Source organism: Pseudomonas sp. S2_H01 (genome assembly GCF_054668305.1).
Window position 1 is genome coordinate 3,173,256 of the sequence record NZ_CP162756.1, and the last position, 22,681, is coordinate 3,195,936.

General features: G+C 60.7%; 5 protein-coding genes and 2 pseudogenes. 5 read left to right on the forward strand and 2 right to left on the reverse strand.

Annotated elements, in window-relative coordinates; translation table 11 throughout:
* Window positions 1-10: 10 nt before the first annotated feature.
* On the reverse strand, window positions 11-14,806 hold the full coding sequence (locus tag AB4N84_RS14225; RefSeq protein WP_460046784.1) for a retention module-containing protein: 14,796 nt from the start codon (window positions 14,804-14,806) through the stop codon (window positions 11-13).
* Window positions 14,807-15,207: 401 nt separating this feature from the next.
* On the opposite strand from AB4N84_RS14225, the gene AB4N84_RS14230 reads away from it, so the two are divergent.
* The 5 genes and pseudogenes from AB4N84_RS14230 to AB4N84_RS14250 all read left to right on the forward strand — a co-directional run.
* The gene (locus tag AB4N84_RS14230) at window positions 15,208-16,557 is read left to right on the forward strand and encodes a TolC family outer membrane protein (RefSeq protein ID WP_074757096.1); all 1,350 of its coding nucleotides are present in this window, start codon (window positions 15,208-15,210) and stop codon (window positions 16,555-16,557) included.
* Window positions 16,558-16,621: 64 nt separating this feature from the next.
* On the forward strand, window positions 16,622-18,775 hold the full coding sequence (locus tag AB4N84_RS14235; protein WP_074757098.1) for a type I secretion system permease/ATPase: 2,154 nt from the start codon (window positions 16,622-16,624) through the stop codon (window positions 18,773-18,775).
* Entirely contained in the window at window positions 18,765-20,138 is a 1,374-nt protein-coding gene (locus AB4N84_RS14240) for an HlyD family type I secretion periplasmic adaptor subunit (protein WP_460046786.1), read from the forward strand. The genes AB4N84_RS14235 and AB4N84_RS14240 overlap by 11 nt, the downstream gene beginning before the upstream one ends.
* Window positions 20,139-20,626: 488 nt before the next feature.
* Window positions 20,627-21,310: pseudogene (locus tag AB4N84_RS14245) on the forward strand (cache domain-containing protein); the annotation flags it as partial.
* 390 nt (window positions 21,311-21,700) lie between these two features.
* A pseudogene (locus AB4N84_RS14250) lies at window positions 21,701-22,216 on the forward strand (methyl-accepting chemotaxis protein); the annotation flags it as partial.
* Between the two features lie 151 nt (window positions 22,217-22,367).
* On the opposite strand, the gene AB4N84_RS14255 reads toward AB4N84_RS14250, so the two are convergent.
* Window positions 22,368-22,655 carry a DUF2845 domain-containing protein gene (locus AB4N84_RS14255; RefSeq protein WP_460047020.1) on the reverse strand — a complete coding sequence of 96 codons (288 nt, stop codon included), beginning with the start codon at window positions 22,653-22,655 and terminating at the stop codon, window positions 22,368-22,370.
* Window positions 22,656-22,681: the final 26 nt, after the last annotated feature.

A 22,681-nucleotide genomic window follows, 5' to 3' on the forward strand; every position in this document is an offset into this window, starting at 1 on the left:
GACTCAGCTATCAGTGATGATCGACCTTGATGGTCGGATCAGCACCGCTGACCAGCGAGTTGATCATGGAGTTGTTCCACTGCACGCCTTCCACCTTGATGTGTACATCGGCCGTGTTGGCCGCTGCTGTAGCCGAGGGGTTGGTCGCGAACTGGCCGGTGCTGCTGACCTGAATGGTGGTGTCTTTGCCATCGTTGGTGATCTGCAGGTACTTGGTCAGATCCGTCACGTTGTTACCATTCTCGCCTTGCAGCAGGTCGCTCAGATCAAGCTTGTCGCCTTCGCTCGAGTTGAAGTCCTTGATCACGTCAAAGCCGCCGCTGTTGGTGTCGCCTGCTTTCCAGGCGAAGGTATCGGCGCCAGCGCCCCCGATGAGGGTGTCGTTGCCTTTACCGCCGATCAGCAAGTCGTTGCCGTTACCACCGTTGAGGAGGTCACTGCCGCCCTGACCGAACAGGATGTCATCGCCATTGCCGCCCAGCAGCGAGTCGCTGCCATCCTGCAGCAGGGTGTACTTGGCTTCATACGTGTTCGACGCATTGGCCAGGTGGGCGACGTCATCAACGTGGGTGCTGACGAACTGATGCAGCGCTTTGTCATCGATGGTCGAGACGTTGACGTTCAACGTCGCGGCCGCGAATGCCTTCAGCGCGGCGGTGCCTTCCAGCGTGCCGTAGTTGATCATGTCGCCGAACAGGATGTCGTTATCGTCACCACCGTTCAAGGTGTCAGCGCCTGGACCGACGAGCGTCTCGTTGCTCAGGATTGCATCCTTGAGCTTGCTGACGTCGATGACGGTCTGCGAGTGGTTGTTGGTGTCGTACTGATCCAGCGAGGTGGTGGTCTTGATACCAATCGCTTCAATCGCCGTTTTAGTGGCCAGGTCGTTGTAGGCCGCCATGGTTTCGGTTGGCGCCGCACCGCTCACGGCCTTGCCATTGGCGTTGTCGTGGTAGGTCGGCTCACCGTCGGTGATGAAGTACGTCAGCATCTGTGCGCCCGGGTTGCTGGCCGCAGAGCTGGAGAACCACGCGCTGGTCTGGTTGAACACCGACTCATAGTTGGTGTTGCCACTGGCCTGCAGGTTGGTCAGGTACTTGTTCAGCGTATCGAGCGCTGCCTGCCCGCCGTGAGTCAGGTCAACCGTGATGCCTGTATGAGCACTGGTGTCGAAGTTGGTCAGGTAGATCTTGACCGTGCCCGAGCCCGTGCCTTGAGCGGCGGCTGACAGCGTTGACAACACCGACTTCATCTGCGCAATCATGGTGCTGAGGCTGCCGGACATGCTGCCCGACGTGTCGACCATGAACGCGATGTCGTAGTTCTGGCCGGGGACCAGCTTCATTGCCGACACATCGGCCACGACCACGTCGTTGGCGGCAGTGCCGGTGACAACGCTGTTGCCCGCGGTGCCTTCAGTGGACTTGTAAACACCCGCGTCGACCTTCACCACGATGTCCTGGCTGGCAGACGCCGTCGGAACCGCCGCTGGATTGCCAGTGAGGATCGCCTCGGTCGCTGTCGCCGTGACATGCAGGGTGAAGTTGCCGCTGTAGTAATCAGGTGTCTTGATGACCAGGCTGGTCAGGTCAAGCGCGCTGACATCTGCCGGCGTGTTGGTGCCGGTGATGGTCACGCTGTGGCCTGCCGCGTCGGTCAGTACGGAACCCGCAGGGGCGCCGGTGACGGTCACGGTGTGAGTTTCGGAACCGTCCGTGCTGTCGCCGAACTGCGTCGTGATGCCGCTCAGTTTGATCGGGTTGTTTTCGGTGCCGTGGTTCAACTCGTAGGCGGTGTAGTAACCCTCGCCTGTGCCGGTGCCGTTTTCATGCAGCGTGACACCGTTCAGACCCGACACTTTCAGATCGTCGACCGTTGCGTAGATCGGGGTGTGAGCGCTGTCCAGCGCGACCGTGGTCACAGCGTTGGTGCTGTTGTTCTTGTCGCTCAGGCCGATGCTGTAGCTGCCCGGGCCCGATTGGTTGTAGTGGTAGATATCCAGCGTGTAGTAACCGGACGCCGTTGGCGTGAAGCCCGAACCGACGTTGGTCACTGCCGCACCCGCACCCCAGGTAGCGCTGGCAACCTGATTACCACCGAGGGTGATCAACAGGCTGTCATCCGCAGAACCGGTGAAGTTATAGGTGTGGCCCGCTTCCAGGTAGATCAGGCCGGACAGCTTGGTACCGGTGCCTTGCACCACATCGGATTCCGCCGCGGAGCTTGCGGTGGTGTGAGTGGTCGCTGGCGTCGTGGTGTTGAAGCCCGACTTGATGGTCGCCGCGTCAGCGCCGTTACCACCGTTGCCCATGCCGGTCAGCGTGCCTACCCATACATCTTTAACCAGGCCGGTTGAATGCACTTGGGCGCCAGTCAGGTTGACGATTGGCGTATCGGCCACCGGTGCGACTTTGATGGTGCCCGTTGCACTGCCCGCGCTCGCCAGGCCTTTATCATCGACCGAGGTGTAGGTGAACGCGGTGCTGCCGCTCCAGTCTGCATCCGGCTTGAAGTACAGGGTCGCCGTGTTGCTGGTGGCCGCGATGTTGCTCAAGTCGGCCGCGTGCAGGCCTTCTGCATCGGTAAAGAAGCTGCCGTGCATGGTCGCCGAAGGCGTCAGGCTGAAGTGATTCACCGTGCCATCGACATCGGCGCCGGACAGGTTGACGGTGATCAACGTGTCTTCGTTGCCGGCGCCCGAGGCCGTGTTGACGGTCGGCGCATCGTTGGTGCCGGTGACTGTGATGGTCAGGTTCGAGGTGCTGGTCAGACCGGCCTTGTCAGTGGCGGTAAACGGCACAGTCAGGGTGGCGGTCTCGCCCGCGGCCAGGTGCTGATAGGCCGCGTTGCTGGCGTCCAGGGTCCACTTGCCGGAAGCGTCGACGGTAAAACCGGCTGGCTTGTCGGTGTCCTTGACCGTGAAGGTCAAGGCGTCGTTGCTGTCGACATCGCTGGCTTGCAGTTGACCGGTCGCCACGGTGTCTTCGGTGACGGCTTTGCTGGTCGCGGACGCCACAGGTGCATCGTTGGTGCCGGTGACGGTCAAGGTCAAATGCCCGGTGTTGCTGACGACGCCTGCCTTATCGGTGGCATTGAATGCCACGTCGAAGGTGATCGACTGACCGACACCCAGTTTCTGATAGACATCGCTGCTGGTGTCGATAGCCCACTTGCCAGTGGCCGGGTCGAGCACGAAGCCGGTCGGTGCGTTGCCGGTGATGGCGCCGCTGGCGGTCGATGTTGTCGCGGTCAGGGCGTAGGTGAGCGTGTCGCCCGTATCGACGTCGGTTGCCACCAGTTGACCGGCATTGTTCGGTGCTGTCGCATCTTCTGCGACGCTCTGAGCGTTGTTGGCAGCCACAGGCGCGTCGTTGACCGGCGTCACGTTGACGGTGACGGTCGCCGTGTTGGAGTTGGCGTGGCCGTCGGTCACGGTGTAGCTGAAGGTCACCAGGCCATTGACGTCTTTGGCTGGCGTGAAGACCACGTTGCCGTTGGCGTCCATGACCACGGTGCCGACCTTGTGATTTGCGCTGTCGAAGACGTCCGCAGGCGTGGTCAGTGTCGACTTGCCTTGCAAGGTGTTGATGGTCAGCTTGTCGCCGTCGACATCGCTGTCGTTGGCCAGCAGGGTCGCGGCCTTGATGACCAGTGGCTGGTCTTCGAGGGTGGTCAGGGTGTCGTGGCCCAGCGCAATGGCGTTGCTGGTGCCCAACACGCTGTAAGGACCGACGCTGCCGTTCGAATTAACAGCCGCGACTTCCACTTTCAGCTGCGCGTAGCCGCCCTGATCCCAATAAACGATCTGGATGTCGTGCGGACCGTCGCCAGTGACCGAGAAGCTGGCGGTCTTGCTGGCCGAAGACTGGTTGGCGTCAACGGCGAGCACTTGCTTGCCGTCGATGAGCACGATGTAGCCATCGTCTGCCGTCACTTTCAGCGAGTAGGTGCCAGCGGCCATCGAGACCTTGCCGGCCAGCTCGACGATGGCGTCGGAGGTGGTGGTCTGGGTGCTGCTGCCGTTGGTGTAGGTCAACGAGGCCTTGTCGCCGCCCAGGAACGTGCCCAGGTTGCCCGATTGGCCCAGGTTGTTGCTGAACGCGCTGCCGCCGTAGTTGAGGGTCTTGGCGTCGAAGGTGGCGTCGGCTTTGTGCGAGGCGATGAAGTCCAGCGCCTGCTTGATGGTACCGAGGTTGCCGCCGTCGGTGCCTTCTTTGTAGCCGTAGTAGTTGCCTTGCAGCGTGCCAACGACAGGACTGCCCACGTCATTGCCCGCGACAGGTGCGTCGTTGGTGCCGGTGACGGTGATCGTCAGGTTCGAGGTGCTGGTCAGGCCCGCTTTGTCAGTGACGGTGAACGGCACGGTAATGGTCGTTGTTTCGCCGGCCGCCAGGTGCTGGTAAGCCGGGTCGCTGGCATCCAGCGTCCATTTGCCCGAGGCATCGACGCTGAAACCTGCTGGCTTGTCGCCGTCTTTGACGGTGTAGGTCAGTACATCGTTGTCGTCGATGTCGGAAGCCTGGAGCTGACCAGTGGCCTTGGCATCCTCGACGGCCGTGCCTGTGCTGACAGCGGCAACTGGCGCATCGTTTGTACCTGTGACGGTGATGGTCAGGTTCGAGGTGCTGCTCAGGCCTGCTTTGTCCGTGACGGTAAACGGTACGGTAAAGGTTGTCGTCTGACCGGCACCCAGATGCTGATACGCCGCGTTGCTGGCGTCCAGCGTCCACTTGCCGGAAGCATCGACACTGAAACCTGCTGGCTTGTCGGCATCTTTGACGATGTAGGTCAGGACATCGCCATTGTCGACGTCGGACGCCTGGAGCTGGCCGGTGGCCTTGGCGTCTTCGGCGGCCGCGCCTGTGCTGACGGTTGCCACAGGCGCGTCGTTGGTGCCGGTGACGGTGATGGTCAACGTGCTGTTGCCGGTGGCGCCGTGCTCGTCGGTCGCTGTGTACGGGATGGTGATGGTCTTGATTTCGCCCGCTGCCAGGCTGTCATAGGCCGGGTTGCTGCTGTCGAAGGTCCAGCTGCCGTCGGATTTCAGGTTGAAACCGTCAATGGCCGCAGCGCCGGATTTCAGGCCATAGGTCAGGTGCGAACCGTCATCGACATCGTTCGCGACCAATTGGCCGGTGACCAGCAGCGGCTTATTGATCAAGTCGCTGATTTGCTGCGCGGTGGCACCCTCTGCGGTCAGTGTCCACTTCCCGTTGTTCTCCACGACGGTGCCATTGGCCACCAGCGTATCGAGGGTAACGCCGGTCAGGTTGCCAACGGTGAGGACCGAATCGTTTGAGCTGTCCGAAACGTTCGCCACGCCGACGACGATCTGATAGGTGCCAGGCGTCGAGAACGTGTACGTGTAGGTGTGCGTACCGGAAGTCCCGTAGTCGCCTACCGCTGATACGTTGGACAACACCGCGACTTGTTGGCCGTTGATCTGAACGAAGGCGAAGTCGTTGTAAGGCGAGTAATCCTTGGCGGTGAAATTCCAGTCGAAGGAGATCGTCTGGTTAGCCGAGGTGGTGGTAAAGGTGGCGACCAGTGCCGACCCATCGACCGCTGCGCCGTTATTGATGCCGCTGGTGATGTGCTGCGCTTCGACAGCCGAAGCGGTGGCCGCTTGAGCAACCGGGGCATCGTTGGTACCTGTAACGATAATGCTCAGGTTCGAAGTGCTGCTCAGACCGGCTTTGTCGGTGACGGTAAACGGTACGGTGATTGTCGTCGTCTCACCTTCGGCCAAGTGCTGATACGCCGGGTTGCTGGCATCCAGCGTCCACTTGCCAGAGGCATCAACGCTGAAGCCCGCCGGTTTGTCGGCATCGTTGACGGTATAGGTCAGAACATCGCCATTATCGGCGTCCGAACCCTGCAGCTGGCCAGAGGTCGTGGTGTCTTCAAGGCCTGTGCCGGTGCTGGCTTTCGCGACAGGCGCGTCGTTGGTGCCGGTGACAGTGATGGTCAGGTTCGAGGTGCTGGTCAGGCCGGCTTTGTCAGTGACGGTGAACGGCACGGTCAGAGTCGTTGTTTCGCCTGCGCCCAAGTGCTGATACGCCGGATCGCTGGCATCCAGGGTCCATTTGCCCGAGGCATCGACGCTGAAACCTGCTGGCTTGTCGCCGTCTTTGACGGTGTAGGTCAGTACATCGTTGTCGTCGATGTCGGAAGCCTGGAGCTGACCAGTGGCCTTGGCATCCTCGACGGCCGTGCCTGTGCTGACAGCGGCAACTGGCGCATCGTTTGTACCTGTGACGGTGATGGTCAGGTTCGAGGTGCTGCTCAGGCCTGCTTTGTCCGTGACGGTAAACGGTACGGTAAAGGTTGTCGTCTGACCGGCACCCAGATGCTGATACGCCGCGTTGCTGGCGTCCAGTGTCCACTTGCCCGAGGCATCGACACTGAAGCCGGCTGGTTTGTCGGCATTTTTGACGGCGTAGGTCAGAACGTCGCCAGCATCGACATCGGAGGCCTGCAGTTGACCGGTGCTTGTGGTGTCTTCAACACCATTGCCGGCAGTGACGGCGGCCACTGGCGCGTCATTGACCGGCGTCACGTTGACGGTGACGGTCGCGGTGTTGGAGGTCGCGTGGCCATCGGTCACGGTGTAGCTGAAGGTCACCGGGCCGTTGACGTCTTTGGCCGGGGTGAAGACCACGTTGCCATTGGCGTCCATGATGACGGAGCCAACCACCTTGCCCGAGAGGTCGTAGACCGCAGAGGCTACTTTCGGGTCATGGCCTTGCAGGGTGTTGATGGTCAGCTTGTCGCCGTCGACATCGCTGTCGTTGGCCAGCAGGGTCGCGGCCTTGATGACCAAAGGCTGGTCTTCGAGGGTGGTCAGGGTGTCGTGGCCCAGCGCAATGGCGTTGCTGGTGCCCAACACGCTGTATGGACCTACGCTGCCGTTCGAATTAACAGCCGCGACTTCCACTTTCAGCTGCGCGTAGCCGCCCTGATCCCAATAAACGATCTGGATGTCGTGCGGACCGTCGCCAGTGACCGAGAAGCTGGCGGTCTTGCTGGCCGAAGACTGGTTGGCGTCAACGGCGAGCACTTGCTTGCCGTCGATGAGCACGATGTAGCCATCGTCTGCCGTCACTTTCAGCGAGTAGGTGCCAGCGGCCATGGAGACCTTGCCTGCCAGCTCGACGATGGCGTCGGAGGTGGTGGTCTGGGTGCTGCTGCCGTTGGTGTAGGTCAACGAGGCCTTGTCGCCGCCCAGGAACGTGCCCAGGTTGCCCGATTGGCCCAGATTGTTGCTGAACGCGCTGCCGCCGTAGTTGAGGGTCTTGGCGTCGAAGGTGGCATCGGCTTTGTGCAAGGCGATGAAGTCCAGCGCCTGCTTGATGGTGCCGAGGTTGCCGCCGTCGGTGCCTTCTTTATAGCCGTAGTAGTTGCCTTGCAGGGTTCCGACGACAGGGCTGCCCACGTCATCGCGGGCGACCGGTGCGTCGTTCACTGGCGTGACGTCGATTTTGATGGTTGTGCTGTCGGTCAGGCCGGTGGAGCCCGTCGGCAGTGCGCCGGTGTTGCCCAGGTCGTTGACCGAGATCGATAAGCCAGCGGTGCCGTTGGTGTTGTTCGAATCCTGCGACGGCGTGAACTTGGCGCCTTCCAGCGCCGCGTTGATTTCTTTCAGCGTACCGGTCAGCGACACGGCGCCGTTGTGCAGGGCGCTGCTGTCGCCGTTGGCGAGTACCAGCGTACCGCCAGTGACGTTGACGTAGATGCGCAGCTGGCTGCTGCCCGCATCGGCGTCGGTCACGGTGATGGCGTTGCCGTTGGCCGACGAGAAGGTCAGCACGGTGTCTTCCGCGATGCTCTGTGTATCGGTCGGCGCGTGGATGACCGGTGCGTCGTCGACCGGGATGACTTTGATCACCGCTTGCGCAGGCGCGGAGTCAACGATGCCGTCGTTGACGGTCACGTTGATCACACGGTTATCGCCTGATGGATTGTCGCTGTTGTTGATGAAGCGCAGCGATTTCAGCAGGTCGTTGTATTCAGCCTGAGTGGCTTCGCCGGTCAGGGTGAATACCTGCTTGCCATCGACCAGGGTCGAGGTGACGGTGATCTTCGCGTTGGTGCTGGCGAAGTACAGGCTGTCACCGTCTTGCGGGTTGGTGAAGGTGAGCGTGGCGCCTTTGAGTGTCGGGCTGTCCGGGTCGGTGATGGTCATGTACGGCATGACTTTCAGCGCGGTGCCGTTTTCGGTGAACGTCGTGGTGCTGGCGCTGCCGCCAGCCGGGCCGTTGAGGTCCAGAACCGGTGCGTCGTTGACCGCGGTGACCTTGATGGTGCTGGTCGCCACGTTGGACAGGTTGTTCTGAGCCGAGCCGTCATTCACCTGAACGGTGATGGTGCGGTCGATCGTGCTCGGGTCATCGCTGGTGTTCTTGTACGTGACCGATTCGATCATCGCCTGGTACTGAGCCAGCGTGGCTTCGCCGGTCAGGGTGACCGTGATCTTGCCATCGGTGGTACGGGTGTCGTTGACCACGGCGTGAATACCGAACTGGTCGGCAGCCGCCAGCATGTCACCGGCCTGAGCGTTGGTCAGGGTGATGGTCGCGCCTTTGAGCGTGCCGTTGTCCGGATCGACAATGCCGACGTTGGCGCTGGAGATGCTGATCGCATCGCCGTTCTCGGTGTAGCCGACGCTGTAACCGCTGCCGGTCGCCGCCGGGCTGTTGTCCAGGTCCAGGACCGGTGCATCGTTGACCGGAACGACCTTGATCACGGCCTGAGCCGGTGCGGAGTCGACCACGCCGTCATTGACGGTGACGTTGATCACGCGGTTCAGGGACGACGGGTCGTCACTGGTGTTGATGAAACGCAGCGATTTCAGCAGGTCGTTGTATTCGGCCTGAGTCGCCTCGCCGGTCAGGGTGAACACCAGCTTGCCGTCGACAGTGGCCGAGGTGACGGTGATCTTCGCGTTGGTGCTGGCGAAGTACAGGCTGTCGCCGTCCTGCGGGTTGGTGAAGCTGACCGTCGCGCCTTTGAGCGTCGGGCTGTCCGGGTCGTTGATGACCATGTACGGCATGACTTTCAGCGCGCTGCCGTTCTCGGTGAACGACGTGGTGCTGGCGGTGCCGCCGGCCGGGCCGTTGAGGTCCAGAACCGGTGCGTCATTGACGGCAATTACCGTGACCTGATCAGCGTGACCCACGGTCACGGTCTGGTTGTCGGTGCCATGGGCATCGGCGTCGGTTACGGCAATGGTCACGCCGCGTGGCGCGGTGCTCGGGTTGTCGCTGTTGTTCTGGTAGGTCAGCGAGTTGATCAGGGTTTCGTAGTTGGCGATCGACGATTTGCCGCTCAGCTCGATGACGACGTTGCCCTTCGCATCGGTGCTCAGCTTGTAGGCGATGCCCAGCTCGGTGACACCCTCGGTGCCGTTCTTGTAGTACTTGGACACGATCAGGTCTTCAGCCTGAACGCCGGTCAGGGTGATCTTCACGCCGCTCAGCTGGCCGCTGTCGACGTCAGTGATCTGCAGGTCTTTGACCAACTGGATCGGCGCGCCGTTTTCGGTGTACGACACGCTGCTGAAGCTGACTTCAGGTGCGTCGTTGACCGCCACGACGGTGATCTTGCCGTCCACCAGAACCGAGGTCTCGGTGCCGACGTTGTCGCCCTTGAGGCCGGTGTCGGTGACGCTGATCTGCACGCCACGGTCGCCCGGCGTCGGGTTGTTGCCGGACGCGACGAACTGGATCGACTGAATCAGCGCCTGATAGTTGGCGACGCTGGCGTTGCCGGTCAGGGTGATCGTCAGGGTGCCGTTGGCGTCCGGACCGGACACGCTGTAGTCGATGCCCAGGTCGGTCTTGCCGCCGCCCAGATCGTGGCCGGAGCCGATCAGGTCTTCAGGCGACATGTGGGTCAGGGTGATGACCGCTTTGCTCAACGTGGAGTTGTCCACGTCCTTGATCACCAGGCCATTGGCGATGGACACCGCGTCGTGGTTTTCCACGTAGGTGTTGTCGCCGACGACGACCACCGGCTTGTCGTTCACTGCGGTCACGTTGATCGTGGTGGTCGTGGTGTTCGACTGGCTGTTCAGGACCTCGCCATCGTTGACGCTGATGGTGATCTTGCGTGGAGTGGTGTCCGGGTTTTCGCTGGTGCTGCTGTAGGTGATCGACTGGATCATCTTCTGGTACGAAGCCAGGTCAGCGGAGCCGCTCAGGATCACGGTGATCTTGCCGTTCAGGACACGGGTGTCCAGCACGGTGGCGTGGATGCCGAACTGATCCAGCGCCGACAGCACGTCGCCGGCCTTGGCATTGGTCAGGGTGATGACCGCGCCTTTCATGTTGGTGTTGTCGACGTCGCCGATCTTGACGTTGGTGCCGGCAATGCTGACGCCTGGCGCGTTTTCGGTGTACGCGGTGGTGAAACCGGTGCCCGAGGCGTTCGGGTCCAGGTCCAGTGTCGGTGCGTCGTTCACTGGAATCACAGTGACGTTGGCGGTCGCGACGTTGGAGCTGTCCTGGCCATCGTTGACCTGAACGGTGATCGCACGGTTGCCGCCAACCGGGTCTTCGCCTTCGCTGACGAAGGCCACGGATTTCAGCACGGCCGCGTATTCAGCCTGGCTTGCCGCACCTTTGAGGGTGTAGACCAGCTGACCGTTGACGGTTTCCGAGGTGATGGTGATCTTGCTGTTGGTGGTGTCGAACACCAGCTTGTCGCCGGCCTGCGCGTCCTTGATGGTCACGGTGGCGCTTTGCAGGTTCGGGCTGTCCGGGTCGCTCAGGGTCAGCAGCGGCATCAGTTTGACCGGCGCTGCGTTCTCGACGTACGGCAGAGTGACGGTGTTGTTGCCCGGCAGGAACGGACCGTTCAGGTCGACAACCGGTGCGTCGTTGACGGCGGTCACGCTGATGGTGGTGGTCGCGACGTTGGACAGGTTGTGCTCGGACTGACCATCGTTGACCTGCACGTTGAGGGTGCGGTCAGCGGTGCTTGGGTTGTCACTGGTGTTCTTGTAAGTGATCGACTGAATGATCTTCTCGTAAGACGCCTTGCTCGCCTCACCGCTCAGGGTGATGGTGATCTGGCCGTTCACGATGCCGCTGACAGTGGCTTTGATGCCGAACTGGCTGCTGATGGCCAGAACGTCGCCGGCCTGGGCATTGGTCAGGGTAACGGTGGCGCCTTTGAGCGTGGCGTTGTCCACGTCGGTGATCGACACGTTACCGGCGATGCTCAAAGGCTTGCCGTTTTCGACGTAGGTCAGGGCGTAGCCGGTCTGATCCGCACCGTCGGCAGCGTTCAGGTCCAGAACCGGTGCGTCGTTGACCGGGGTAACGGTGACGGTCAAGGGCTGGGTGGTCGTGGCCGACTGGCCGGTGGTTTCGGTCGACGTGACGCTGACCTGCAGGGTGAACTGGCCGTTGAAATCCTTCGGCGGTGTGATCGTCAGTTTGCTCAGATCCCAGCCGTCGATGATGACGGCACCGTCGCCGGTCTTGATGGAGGTGTAGCTGTTGACGCCGTCGGTCAACGTGGCGCCCAGCGGAATGTTGGACACGGTCAAATGGTTCAACGACTCAGAGCCGTCGGTGTCGACCAGCGCGGTGCCGATGTTCAGGTGAATCTGCGAATCTTCAGCGCCCAGTGCGGTCGTGGTGGTGACGGTCGGGGCGTCTGCCACGGCGATGACATGCACGTTGAAGTTCAGCTCTTTGCTGACCGGTGCGGCCGCGCCGTCCTGTGCCGTGGCGGTCACGGTCAGCTGGATATCGCCGCTGAGGTTGGACGGCGGCGTGAATTTGAGCGCGCTCAGGTTCCAGCCCGTGATGTCGGTGGACGTGTTGCCGGCAGTGGCACTGAAGGTGTGAACGCCGTCGGTCAGGGTCGAACCCGCCGGCAGGCCTTTCAGGCTCAGGGTCAGGGTTTCCGAACCGTCGATGTCGGTGGTGTTGGCTTTGATGGTCGACAGCAGAATGGCGTTGTCTTCAAGCCCGGTGTTCAGGTGCTCGGTGACGCTGATGTTGTTGATTACGCCGCCGAGGGAGTTGCTGTCACCGGCTTTGAATTCCAGTTTGGCATTGCCGTCGGTCGTCACCGGAACGTCGAACGTGTATGTCTTGATACCGGTGACGGAGTTGTTCAGCGTGCCGACGAGCTTGCCACCCCAGTAAACGTTGATCAGGGAGTTGCTTTCTGCACCTGCACGCACGGAGTAATCGACCGAAATCGTGTAGGTCGCACCCGCCTTGGCATCGATGTTGGTGTACAGGTTGCTCGGGTCGCCCGGGTTGCGCTCAAGCTCGATAACGGCGGTGTTTTGCGCGTTGCCTGCGACGCCATAGGTGCCCGGCTGGCTGATTTCAACGACGTCGCCGCTGTTATCGGTGTGCCATGCGCCGCCCGAGATGTCTCCGATCGAGCCGGTTGTGTGGCCGTTGACGTTGAGAGAGGCAACGGTTTTGTCGCCGACCAGCACCAGGTCAGGCATGTCAGTGACAGGCGCAACGGTTATGGTTCCGGCGGCTGGCTTGACGGCGCCCAGGTTCTGGTTATCGACAGCGGTGTAGGTGAAGTCGGTTTTGCCGCTCCAGTCTTTGTCCGGCTTGAAGTAGATGGTGGCGCTGTTGTTGGCGGCCGCGATGTCGCTGGCGCTGGTCAGCTCTTGAGTGCCGGCCGCGTCGGCGTAGAACTTGCCGTGTTCCGCCATGTCGACCAGGTTGAAATGGTCAATCTTGCCGTCAACGTCTGCGCCGCCGAGCACGATTTTGATCATGCCGTCTTCGTCGCCGTTGCCCGAAGCAGCAGCCACGGTCGGTGCATCGTTGACCGGCGTGATGTCGATTTCGCCCGTGTGGCTGCCAGACTGGTTGTTGGTGCCGTGCGCGTCGACGTCAGTGACTTCGATTTTCACGCCGCGTGGCGTGGCCGATGGGTCGTCACTGTTGTTGGCGTAGGTGATCGAGTTGATCAGCTTGGTGTAGTCGGCGACCGAGGCATTGCCGCTCAAGGTGATGATGATGCTGCCGTCCGGGCCATTGCTCAGTGTGTAGCTGATGCCCAGGCCGGTATTGCCTTCGGTGCCACCCTTGTAGTACTCGGAAGCGATCAGGTCTTCAGCCTGAATGCCGGTCAGGGTGATCTTCGCGCCGCTCAGGGTGTCGCCATCGACGTCTTTGATCTGCAGGTTGTTGACCAGCGATTGAGCTTCGGCGTTTTCGACGTAGGTCGCGTTTTCGAAGGTGATGGTCGGCGCGTCGTTGACAGCGACTACGTGAACGGTGCTGTTCACCGGCACGGAGTCATTCTGGCCGTCGTTGACGGTTACCGTGATGTTGCGGTCAGCCACGCTCGGGTTGTTGCTGTCGTTGTGGAAGGTGATCGATTTGATCACAGCTTCGTATTCGGCAGCGGTCGCGGTGCCGGTCAGGGTGAGGACGATCTGACCGTTGACGGTCGTCGTGGTGACCGTGATGTTCGGGTTCGGGCTGCCGACGACCAGGCTGTCAGAATCCTGGGGGTTGGTCAGGGTGATCTTGGCGCCTTGCAGGGTAGGGCTGTCGACGTCGCTGACCTTGATGTCTGCGGCGATCGGAACACCGGCATTGGTGCCTTCGGTGAAGGTGGTTTCGCTATTGATGCCATTTGCGGAACCGTTCAGGTCAACCACGGGCAGCGCATCGTTATCGACGATGGTGGTGGTGACGCTGCCGTTAGTGCCGCTGACGACGACGTTTTCAAAGTTGCCGCCGGTGATTGCACCAATCGAAACGGTGACGTTTTCCACGCCTTCCGGAATCGTGTCGTTGAGCGTTGCCAGATCGAACGTGGCGCTGCTGGCGCCGGCCGGAATCTTCACGCTGACAACTTTGGTGTAGTCGCTGCCGTCGGCCGCAGTGCCGCTGTAGGTCAGGTTAACGGTGACCTCGGTCTGCGCCGGGTTGCTCAGGCTGATGGTGTACGTCGCCGTCTGGCCTTCGGTGACCTGCGTGCTGCCGGTGATGGTGGCAACGGTGGTGTCGATGGTGTCAGTGATCGTCGTGACCGCTGGCGCCGGATTGGTGGTCAGCACCAGGCCCGAACCGCCGGTGGTGCCGGTGATGGTGGTGGTGACGTCGTGGGCGTCCAGGTACGGCGTGTTGCCGTTCGGGATCTGCACAGTCACGCTGCCGGAGGTCTGGCCTGCCTGAATCACGATCACCGAGCCGTTGGACAGAGTGATGGTCAGGTCGCTGAGCGGCGCCTGGGTGACGGATGCTGTGTACACCAGCGCGCCGCCGGCTTCGGTCAGGGTTGGCGTTGCGGTCAGGCTCAACGTCGAGGCGCGCTGCGGAACGCCAGCGTCCTGTTCGGTGGCGGTGGCTGCGTTGTTGCCCAGGCCGTTGGTGTTGAAGCCGATGTTCGGGTTCACCACGGCTGCCGTCTCGGTCAGCATCACGACGCTGTGACCGCCGCCGGCGTTGCCGCCATCGGTAGAGCCCGTGGTCTGGCCCGCAGCGGTGGCTTCCAGGTCTTTGGTCGGGTCGGCGCCCGCGGCGATGGCTTGTTGCAGTTCAGCAACCGACGGCGCGGCCTGCTCGGTGGCTTCCGCCAGGTTGGTGGTGGACGTCGGGGCGTCTGAGCTCCACTGACTGTCACGGCCCATGTCCAATTGACGACCATCAGGCAGTTGCAGGGTGACTGAACCTTCCGGCCCGGTCAGCACCTGCTCGCCGGCCAACAGCCGGTCACCCTCGATCAGCACACGACGAATCCCTTCCGGGGAGACTGCGACTACTTGGCCAACAATGCTTTTGACGATGGCAACAACACTGCTCATGGGGGTGACTCTCCGAGATTACCGATCAGTTGGTATCCATCATGCCGGCCTGCCCAAGGTGGGCTGCTTCATATTGGAGTACGTAAATTGTTCAAAACGTTGACGTCAAACAACTAAGGGTTTGATTTAGTTGTTGTTAATTATTTGACGTCAATTTATTTGCATCCTTTTTTCCGGATACTCATTAACTTTCTGCCAAACTATTGACCTATTCGGCGACATCCTAAACAATCGCCCCCGTAATGTCACATTGATATTTTCTGAGATCGTGTATTTCTGTTGTTCGCTCCCAGAGACCCTTCAGAACAGCCTGACGCCGCCGATCTCCTACACAAGCCTCTCTTGCAATGCAGTTATCAATACTGCGTTTTCGAACAAGTACGTTCTCGGGAAGAACCAACATGCGTGTGCAATTTCTCACTGCTGTACCCTTTGTTCTGACAGTCGGCTTCGTGCAGGCACAAACCCTGCCAGAAGCCATGCAGAAGGCCATGCAGGAACACCCTGAGGTCCAGGCAGGCGTCAACGCCCGTATCGCGCAGGACTACGCGGTTCGTGCAGCGAAGGGGGGTTACCTGCCGCGTGTCGATGTGACAGCGGGGTACGGCCGTGCGGGATCTGACACCCCGTCGACGCGTGCGGAAAGTGGCAACAACGACTGGAAGACCATGAACCGCGGCGAGTCTGCCATACGTCTTCGTCAGATGCTCTTTGATGGGTTCGCGACAAGTAACGAAGTTGGGCGTCAACAAGCCACCGCCAATTCTCGGGCGTACTCTTTGTTGAATACTTCCGAGCGCACTGCTTTGACAGTTGCGCAGGTCTATATCGATGTTCTTACACAGCGCGAGATGGTTCGCCTGGCCGAAGAAAATCTTAAAAGTCACCAGCGTATCTACGACCAGATCAAGTTGCGCACCAGTCGTGGTGTCGGACGAATGGCCGACATGGATCAGGCCGACGCCCGTTTGGCACAGGCCCAGAACAACCTGATCACCGAACAGACCAACCTGGCTGACGCCCAGACCAACTACCTGAGCGCCGTGGGTATCGTGCCGGATCAGCTGGAAAAGCCGGCGCCGTTCGCGCTGATGCCAGCCGATCTGCAGGAAGCGCGTCGTCAGATGCTGGACAACAGCCCTGTGCTGCGCTCGGCTGAAGCGGACATCGCCGCGGCCGAGAAGCAGTACAGCGCGGCCAAGTCGACCTTTTCCCCGCGCTTCGACCTGGACCTGGGCCGTAACGCCGACAACAACGTCGGCGGCGACGAAGGCCACAACAATGGCTGGGAAGCGATGGTGCGCATGCAGTTCAACCTGTATGCCGGTGGCAGCAACAAGGCCGACCTGACGTCCAAGTCGTACCTGGCATCGCAGGCGCTGGACATCCGCAACAACGCACTGCGTCAGTTGAACGAAGAACTGGGCCTGGCCTGGAACGCCTTCAACAACGCCTCCCAGCAAGTGCCGATCGCTCAGCAGTACGTTGATCGGGCGACCAGCGTCCGTACGTCGTATCAGCAGCAATTCAGCCTCGGAGAGCGTACTCTGCTCGACCTTCTCGACAGCGAGAACGAATTGTTCACCGCGCAGCAGCGTCTGGTGCAACTGCAGAGCCTGAAAACGTACACCCAATACCGCATTCAAGCCGACATCGGCACCTTGCTAAAAAGCCAGGGCGTCGTGGCTCCGCTGGCATCGGTTGTGCAGAACGATATTAAACCGACGGTAAAACTGCCGGGCATGAACTGATTCTTGACGCGCGTGTGTCAGGAGCCAGCTTCTTCTAACTGTTAGAGCTAAAGAGAGTGTCAGCGTGGATTTGGAATTACCTTCTGCCCAACTAGGTCATGACCCACGCAGCCAACATGATGATCCGTTGCTGGATGGCCTGCTGACACTCTGCGCCTTGCACCACAAACCGGCGAGCCGGGCGATGCTGAGCACCGGCCTGCCGTTGCCGGACCAGCGCCTGAGCCCCGATCTGCTGCCACGCGCAGCCGCTCGGGCCGGTTTGCAAGGGCGTCTGTTGGTGCGCAAGCTCGAACAGATTCCCGCCATTGCCTTGCCTGCGATGCTTCTTTTAAAGGAAGGGCGTTGTGCGGTATTGCTGGGTTGGGAAGGCGATGCGGCGCGGCTGCTGATCAGCGAAAGCGACGGCGGCGAAGTCCGGGTTGAGCGCGAAGCGCTGGCTCAGGATTACAGCGGCAAGGTGTTCTTCGCCCAACCGCAACACAAATTCGACGTGACCCAAGGCTCGCTCATTCCTCGAGCGCGGTCCTGGTTCAAAGACACCCTCAAGCTGTCGCGCTGGCTCTACGCCGACGCGATCGCTGCAAGCCTGGTGATCAACCTGATCGCGCTGGCTGCGCCTCTGTTTGTCATGAACGTCTACGACCGCGTGGTGCCGAACCAGGCGACCGCGACGTTGTGGGTGTTGGCGGCCGGTATCTGCGGCGCCTACCTGTTCGACCTCTTGCTCAAAGGCCTGCGCAGTCTGTGCCTGGACCTGGCGGGCAAGAAAACCGACCTGATCATTTCCGCCACGCTGTTCGAACGCATCGTCGGCATGGCGATGAAATTCCGCCCGGCACGTGTCGGCAGCTACGCCCAGAACATCCATGAGTTTCAGGGCATGCGCGACTTTTTGACGTCGCTGACCCTGACCAGCCTTATCGACCTGCCGTTCACCCTGATCATCCTCTTGGTGATCGCGCTGCTCGGTGGGCACCTGGTGTGGATTCCGATTGTCGCGTTCCCGCTCGCGCTGGGCATCGGCCATTTGCTGCAGAAGCCGTTGACCGCCACCCTGGAACGCACCATGGCGCTGGGCGCCGAGCGTCAGTCGAGTCTGATCGAAACCCTGTCCGGGCTGGACGCGGTCAAGGTCAACAACGCTGAAAGCGAACGTCAGTACCAGTGGGAACAGACCATCGGCACCCTTAGCCGCCTGGAGCTGCGAGTCAAGATCCTGTCCGGTCTGGCGATGAACATCACCTTGCTCATCCAGCAACTGGCCGGCGTGGCGATGATCTGCTTCGGTGTGTACATGATCATCGACGGTAACCTGAGCATGGGCGGCCTGGTGGCGTGCTACATGCTCAGTGGCCGCGCACTGGGCCCGTTGGCGCAGTTGTCGGGTCTGCTGACGCGTTATCAGCAAGCCAAAGTGACCATGGTGTCGGTCGACCAGATGATGGAGTTGCCTCAAGAGCGCAACTTCGAAGAGCGTCCGCTGAGCCGTCAGGTGCTGCAGGGCGCGATGGAATTCCGCAACGTCGACTTCACCTACCCGAACCAGCAAACCCTGGCGTTGAAGAACATCAACCTGGTGGTTCGTCCGGGCGAGCGGATCGGCATCATCGGCCGCAGCGGCTCGGGCAAAAGCTCGCTGGCCAAGCTGCTGGTCGGTCTGTATCAGCCGGACGAAGGCTCGCTGTTGGTCGACGGCGTGGACATTCGCCAGATCGACGTCAGTGAATTGCGCCACAACATCGGTTACGTTGCTCAGGACATCCAATTGCTGGCCGGTACGCTGCGCGACAACCTGATTTCCGGTGCGCGCTACGTGGACGATGAAATGGTGCTGCAAGCCGGTGAGCTGGCAGGCGTGCATGAGTTTGCCCGTCTGCACCCGCAAGGTTACGAGCTGCAAGTCGGCGAGCGTGGGCAGAACCTGTCGGGTGGTCAGCGTCAGAACGTTGCGCTGGCCAGGGCCCTGTTGCTGAACCCGCCGATTCTGTTGCTGGACGAACCGACCAGCGCCATGGACAACACCGGTGAGGAGCGCTTGAAGCAGCGTCTGCAAGCCGTTATCGAGAAAAAGACCGTGATTCTTGTGACACACCGAGCCTCGCTGCTCACGCTGGTCGACCGCCTGTTGGTCATCGACCGTGGCCAGATTCTCGCCGACGGCCCGAAAGCCGCCGTGATGGAAGCGTTGAAGAAGGGGCAGATCAGTGTTGCTTAAATCGGGTCCAAATTCCGGCGGTGGTCTGTTCGGCTATTTCAAAGGCTCGCCGTCCCTTGACGGGCAGCCGATGCCTGAAGTCAAAAAAGCCCTGGTCGATGACGCCCCGCGTATCGTCCGGCTGACCATCTGGGCGGTCATTCTGTTCTTCACGTTCCTGGTGCTCTGGGCCAACTTTGCCGTCATCGACGAAGTGACCAAGGGCGAAGGCAAGGCGATCCCGTCGACCAAGATTCAGAAGATCCAGAACCTTGAAGGCGGTATCGTCGCGCAGATCTATGCCCGTGATGGCGAGATCGTTGACGCGGGCGCGCCGCTGATTCGTCTGGACGACACCCGCTTCGCTTCCAACGTCGGTGAAACCGAGGCTGATCGCGTGGCCATGGAGTTGCGCGTGGAACGCCTGAGCGCCGAGGTCGATGATCGCCCGCTGAACATCAGCGCCGACGCTCGCAAGTCGGCGCCAAAACAGGCCGCCAACGAAGAGTCGCTGTATCAAAGTCGTCGTCAGCAATTGGTCGATGAAGTTGGCGGCCTGCAACAGCAATTGATTCAGCGCCAGCAGGAACTGCGTGAGTTCGGTTCCAAGCAGGAGCAATACCGCAACAGCCTGGGCCTGCTGCGTCAGGAGATCGGCATGTCCGAGCCTTTGGTGGCTCAGGGTGCTGTTTCGCCTGTGGACATCCTGCGTCTGAAGCGTTCGGAAGTGGAGACGCGCGGTCAACTGGACGGCACCACGCTGGCGATTCCCCGCGCCCAGGCCGCGATTGCCGAAGTGCAGCGCAAGATCGACGAGACGCGCGGCAAGTTTCGCAGCGACGCGCTGACCCAGTTGAACGAGGCACGCACCAATCTTTCCAAGGCTCAGTCGACGGCCAAAGGCCTGGAAGACCGGGTGAACCGCACGATGGTTACCTCGCCGGTGCGCGGTATCGTCAAGCAAATGCTGGTCAACACCGTGGGTGGCGTGATCCAGCCGGGCAGCGACATCGCCGAAATCGTGCCGCTGGACGACACCTTGCTGGTTGAAGCGCGGATCCGTCCGCAGGACATTGCGTTCCTGCATCCGGGGCAGGAAGCGATGATCAAGTTCACCGCCTATGACTACACCATTTACGGTGGCCTCAAAGGCAAGCTGGAACAGATCGGCGCCGACACCATTCAAGACGAAGAAAAGAAAAACACGTTCTACGTGATCAAGCTGCGCACCGACCGCAGCCATTTGGGCACCGATGAGCATCCGTTGCTGATCATTCCCGGCATGGTCGCTTCGGTGGACATCATCACCGGCAAGAAAAGCATCCTCAGCTACCTGCTCAAGCCGGTCCTGAAGGCACGCGCCGAGGCGTTGCACGAGCGTTGATCGCCTGAATTTTTTTGCGTCACGCGATCCTGTGGGAGCGAGCTTGCTCGTGAAGAGGTCGGTAATCAGACACGCATTCAGTGACTGATACCAAGTCTTCGCGGGCAAGCTTAGCCCTGCGGGCTGCGGCCAGAATCAACAGCAGTCCGTATCATCCCGCCATACTCCCTCATCCAACCCCTACCCATCACGCTTCCATCACGGCTGTCGATCATCCTGATGGATAGTAGCCTTGTGACATATTTTGGTCGTAATTTATTGCGTTTTCCCCTAAAGATCTGGGGCAAACCAGCGATACGGTGAGTTGAACCTGTCGTCAACGCGGCCATTAACCACAAGAGCTACTGGTCATTTTTTATCATCAAAAATGATACTTCCTGCATACAAAGGAAATCGTCGTGACGTTGAACCTACGCCGTAAGGTCATTCTCCTCGCCATCATTCCGAGCCTCTTGCTGGCCGCAGTGATCAGTTGCATCACCTGGGTCGTGCTGCAAAAACTCGCTGCTCAGGAAGTCGAGCAGACCCGCGCGCTGTTGCTGGAGGAGCGCAAGCTGTCGCTCAAGAACTATCAGCAGATTGGCGAAGCGGCGATCAAGCCGATCTACGACGCCTCAGCGCCGGGCGACATGGACGCCCGGGATCGGGCGCTCAAGGTGCTCAAGAGCCTGCAATATGACAAGGCCAGTTACTTTTTTGGCTACAACTCGCAGTACGTGCGGGTGTTCTGGTCGGACAAGGACCTGGACATCGGCAAGAACTTCTCCGAAGCCAAAGACGCCAACGGCGTGTACGTGATTCGTGGCCTGGTGGACAAAGCCAAAGACGGGACGCATTTCTTCCGCTACGACTGGCCGACGCCGGGCAGCGACAAGCCGATCCCGAAGCTGGGCTACACCAGCTATCTACAGAAATGGGACTTGGCGTTCGGGACGCAGGTAAACCTGGACGACATCGACAATCAGGTGGCTGCCATCGAGGCGTCGACCCAAAGCCGGATTGGCTCTTCGGCCGCGCTGATCGTGGCTATTGTGGCGGTGTTCCTGGCGGTGGTGGCGCTGGTCGGCGTGCTGATTGGCAACGGGCTGGTCAAGCCGGTGCTGGTGATCAAGCAGAACCTGGATGACATCGCCGCAGGTGACGGTGACCTGACTCGCCGTCTGCCGGAAACCAGCAACGACGAACTGGGCGCATTGGCCAAGTCGTTCAACCAGTTCGTCGAGAAAATCCACGGGCTGGTGCGGCAGATTGCTGAAATGACCGGCCAGCTGAACGGGTTGGTCAACGACATGTCCTCGCAGGCGCAGCGGTCGGAAGAGGCGATGGGCCGTCAGCGTCAGGAAACCGACCAGGTCGCGACGGCCATTCATGAGATGTCGTCGGCAGCGCATCAGGTGTCCATCAGTGCGCAAGGGGCTTCTCAGGCGGCGCGCAAGACCAGCGACGTCGGCTCGGACGCCAAGTCTGTCGTGAACAAGAGCATCGACAGCATTCATGCGCTGATCGGCGAGATCGGCGAAAGCAGTTCCTCGCTGGATCACTTGCGCCAGGATGTGCAGTCCATTGCGACCGTGGTGGATGTGATTCGCTCGGTGGCCGAACAGACCAACCTGCTGGCGCTGAACGCTGCCATTGAGGCGGCGAGGGCAGGGGACGCAGGGCGTGGGTTTGCGGTGGTCGCCGATGAGGTTCGCGCCCTGGCCAGCCGTACTCAGCAGAGTACCCAGGAAATCCACGAAATGATCACCTCGCTGCAACGCGGCGCGCAGGAAGCCACGGTTGCCATGAGCCGTTCCAGCGACACCGGCAAGACCACGGGTGATTTGGCAAACGAGGCAGGAACGTCGCTGGACGCGATCAGCCAGTTGATCGAGACCATCAACGACATGAACGCGCAGATCGCCAGCGCATCGGAAGAACAGACCGCGGTCGCCGAGGAGATCAGCCGCAGCATGACCCAGATCGCCCAAGCCGTGGACACCGTGGCCGACGACGCCCAAAGCGGCGCGCAAACGGCACGCAGCCTGACGGATCTGGGTGATCGGTTGGGCGGGTTAGTGAAGCAGTTCAGGATTTAAAGCGTGCTTGGACGCCGCCAGCCCCTGTAGGAGCGCGCTTGCCCGCGAAGACGCCGGTACATCCGCAACATCTTCATCGGATGGAACTCAGCCTTCGTGAGCAAGCTCACTCCCACACGGACGGTAGTGATATTCGAAGTTTCGTGGCGGCTTACCGTCCCCGCTTGCTGTCGATCCGCACCAACCGGCCACCTTCGAACCGCAAATACTGATACATGCCGTTGTTCGGCCCGTAGATCCATTCCTGGACCTGCACCTGATCGACCTGACGGAAGTGGTTGACCGTTTCCTTGTAGCCGACGATGTCCTGGCTGACGGGCTGGCCGCATTTCTGTTGCACTTCGAACATTCGGTCGCCGACGCTGATCAGCTGACTGCCACACCTCAACGTGTCGGTCGCCGCATGGGCGACGACCGCCGTTGCTGTCAGACCGAGCATCAGCACGGTCTTCGCTAACACCTTCT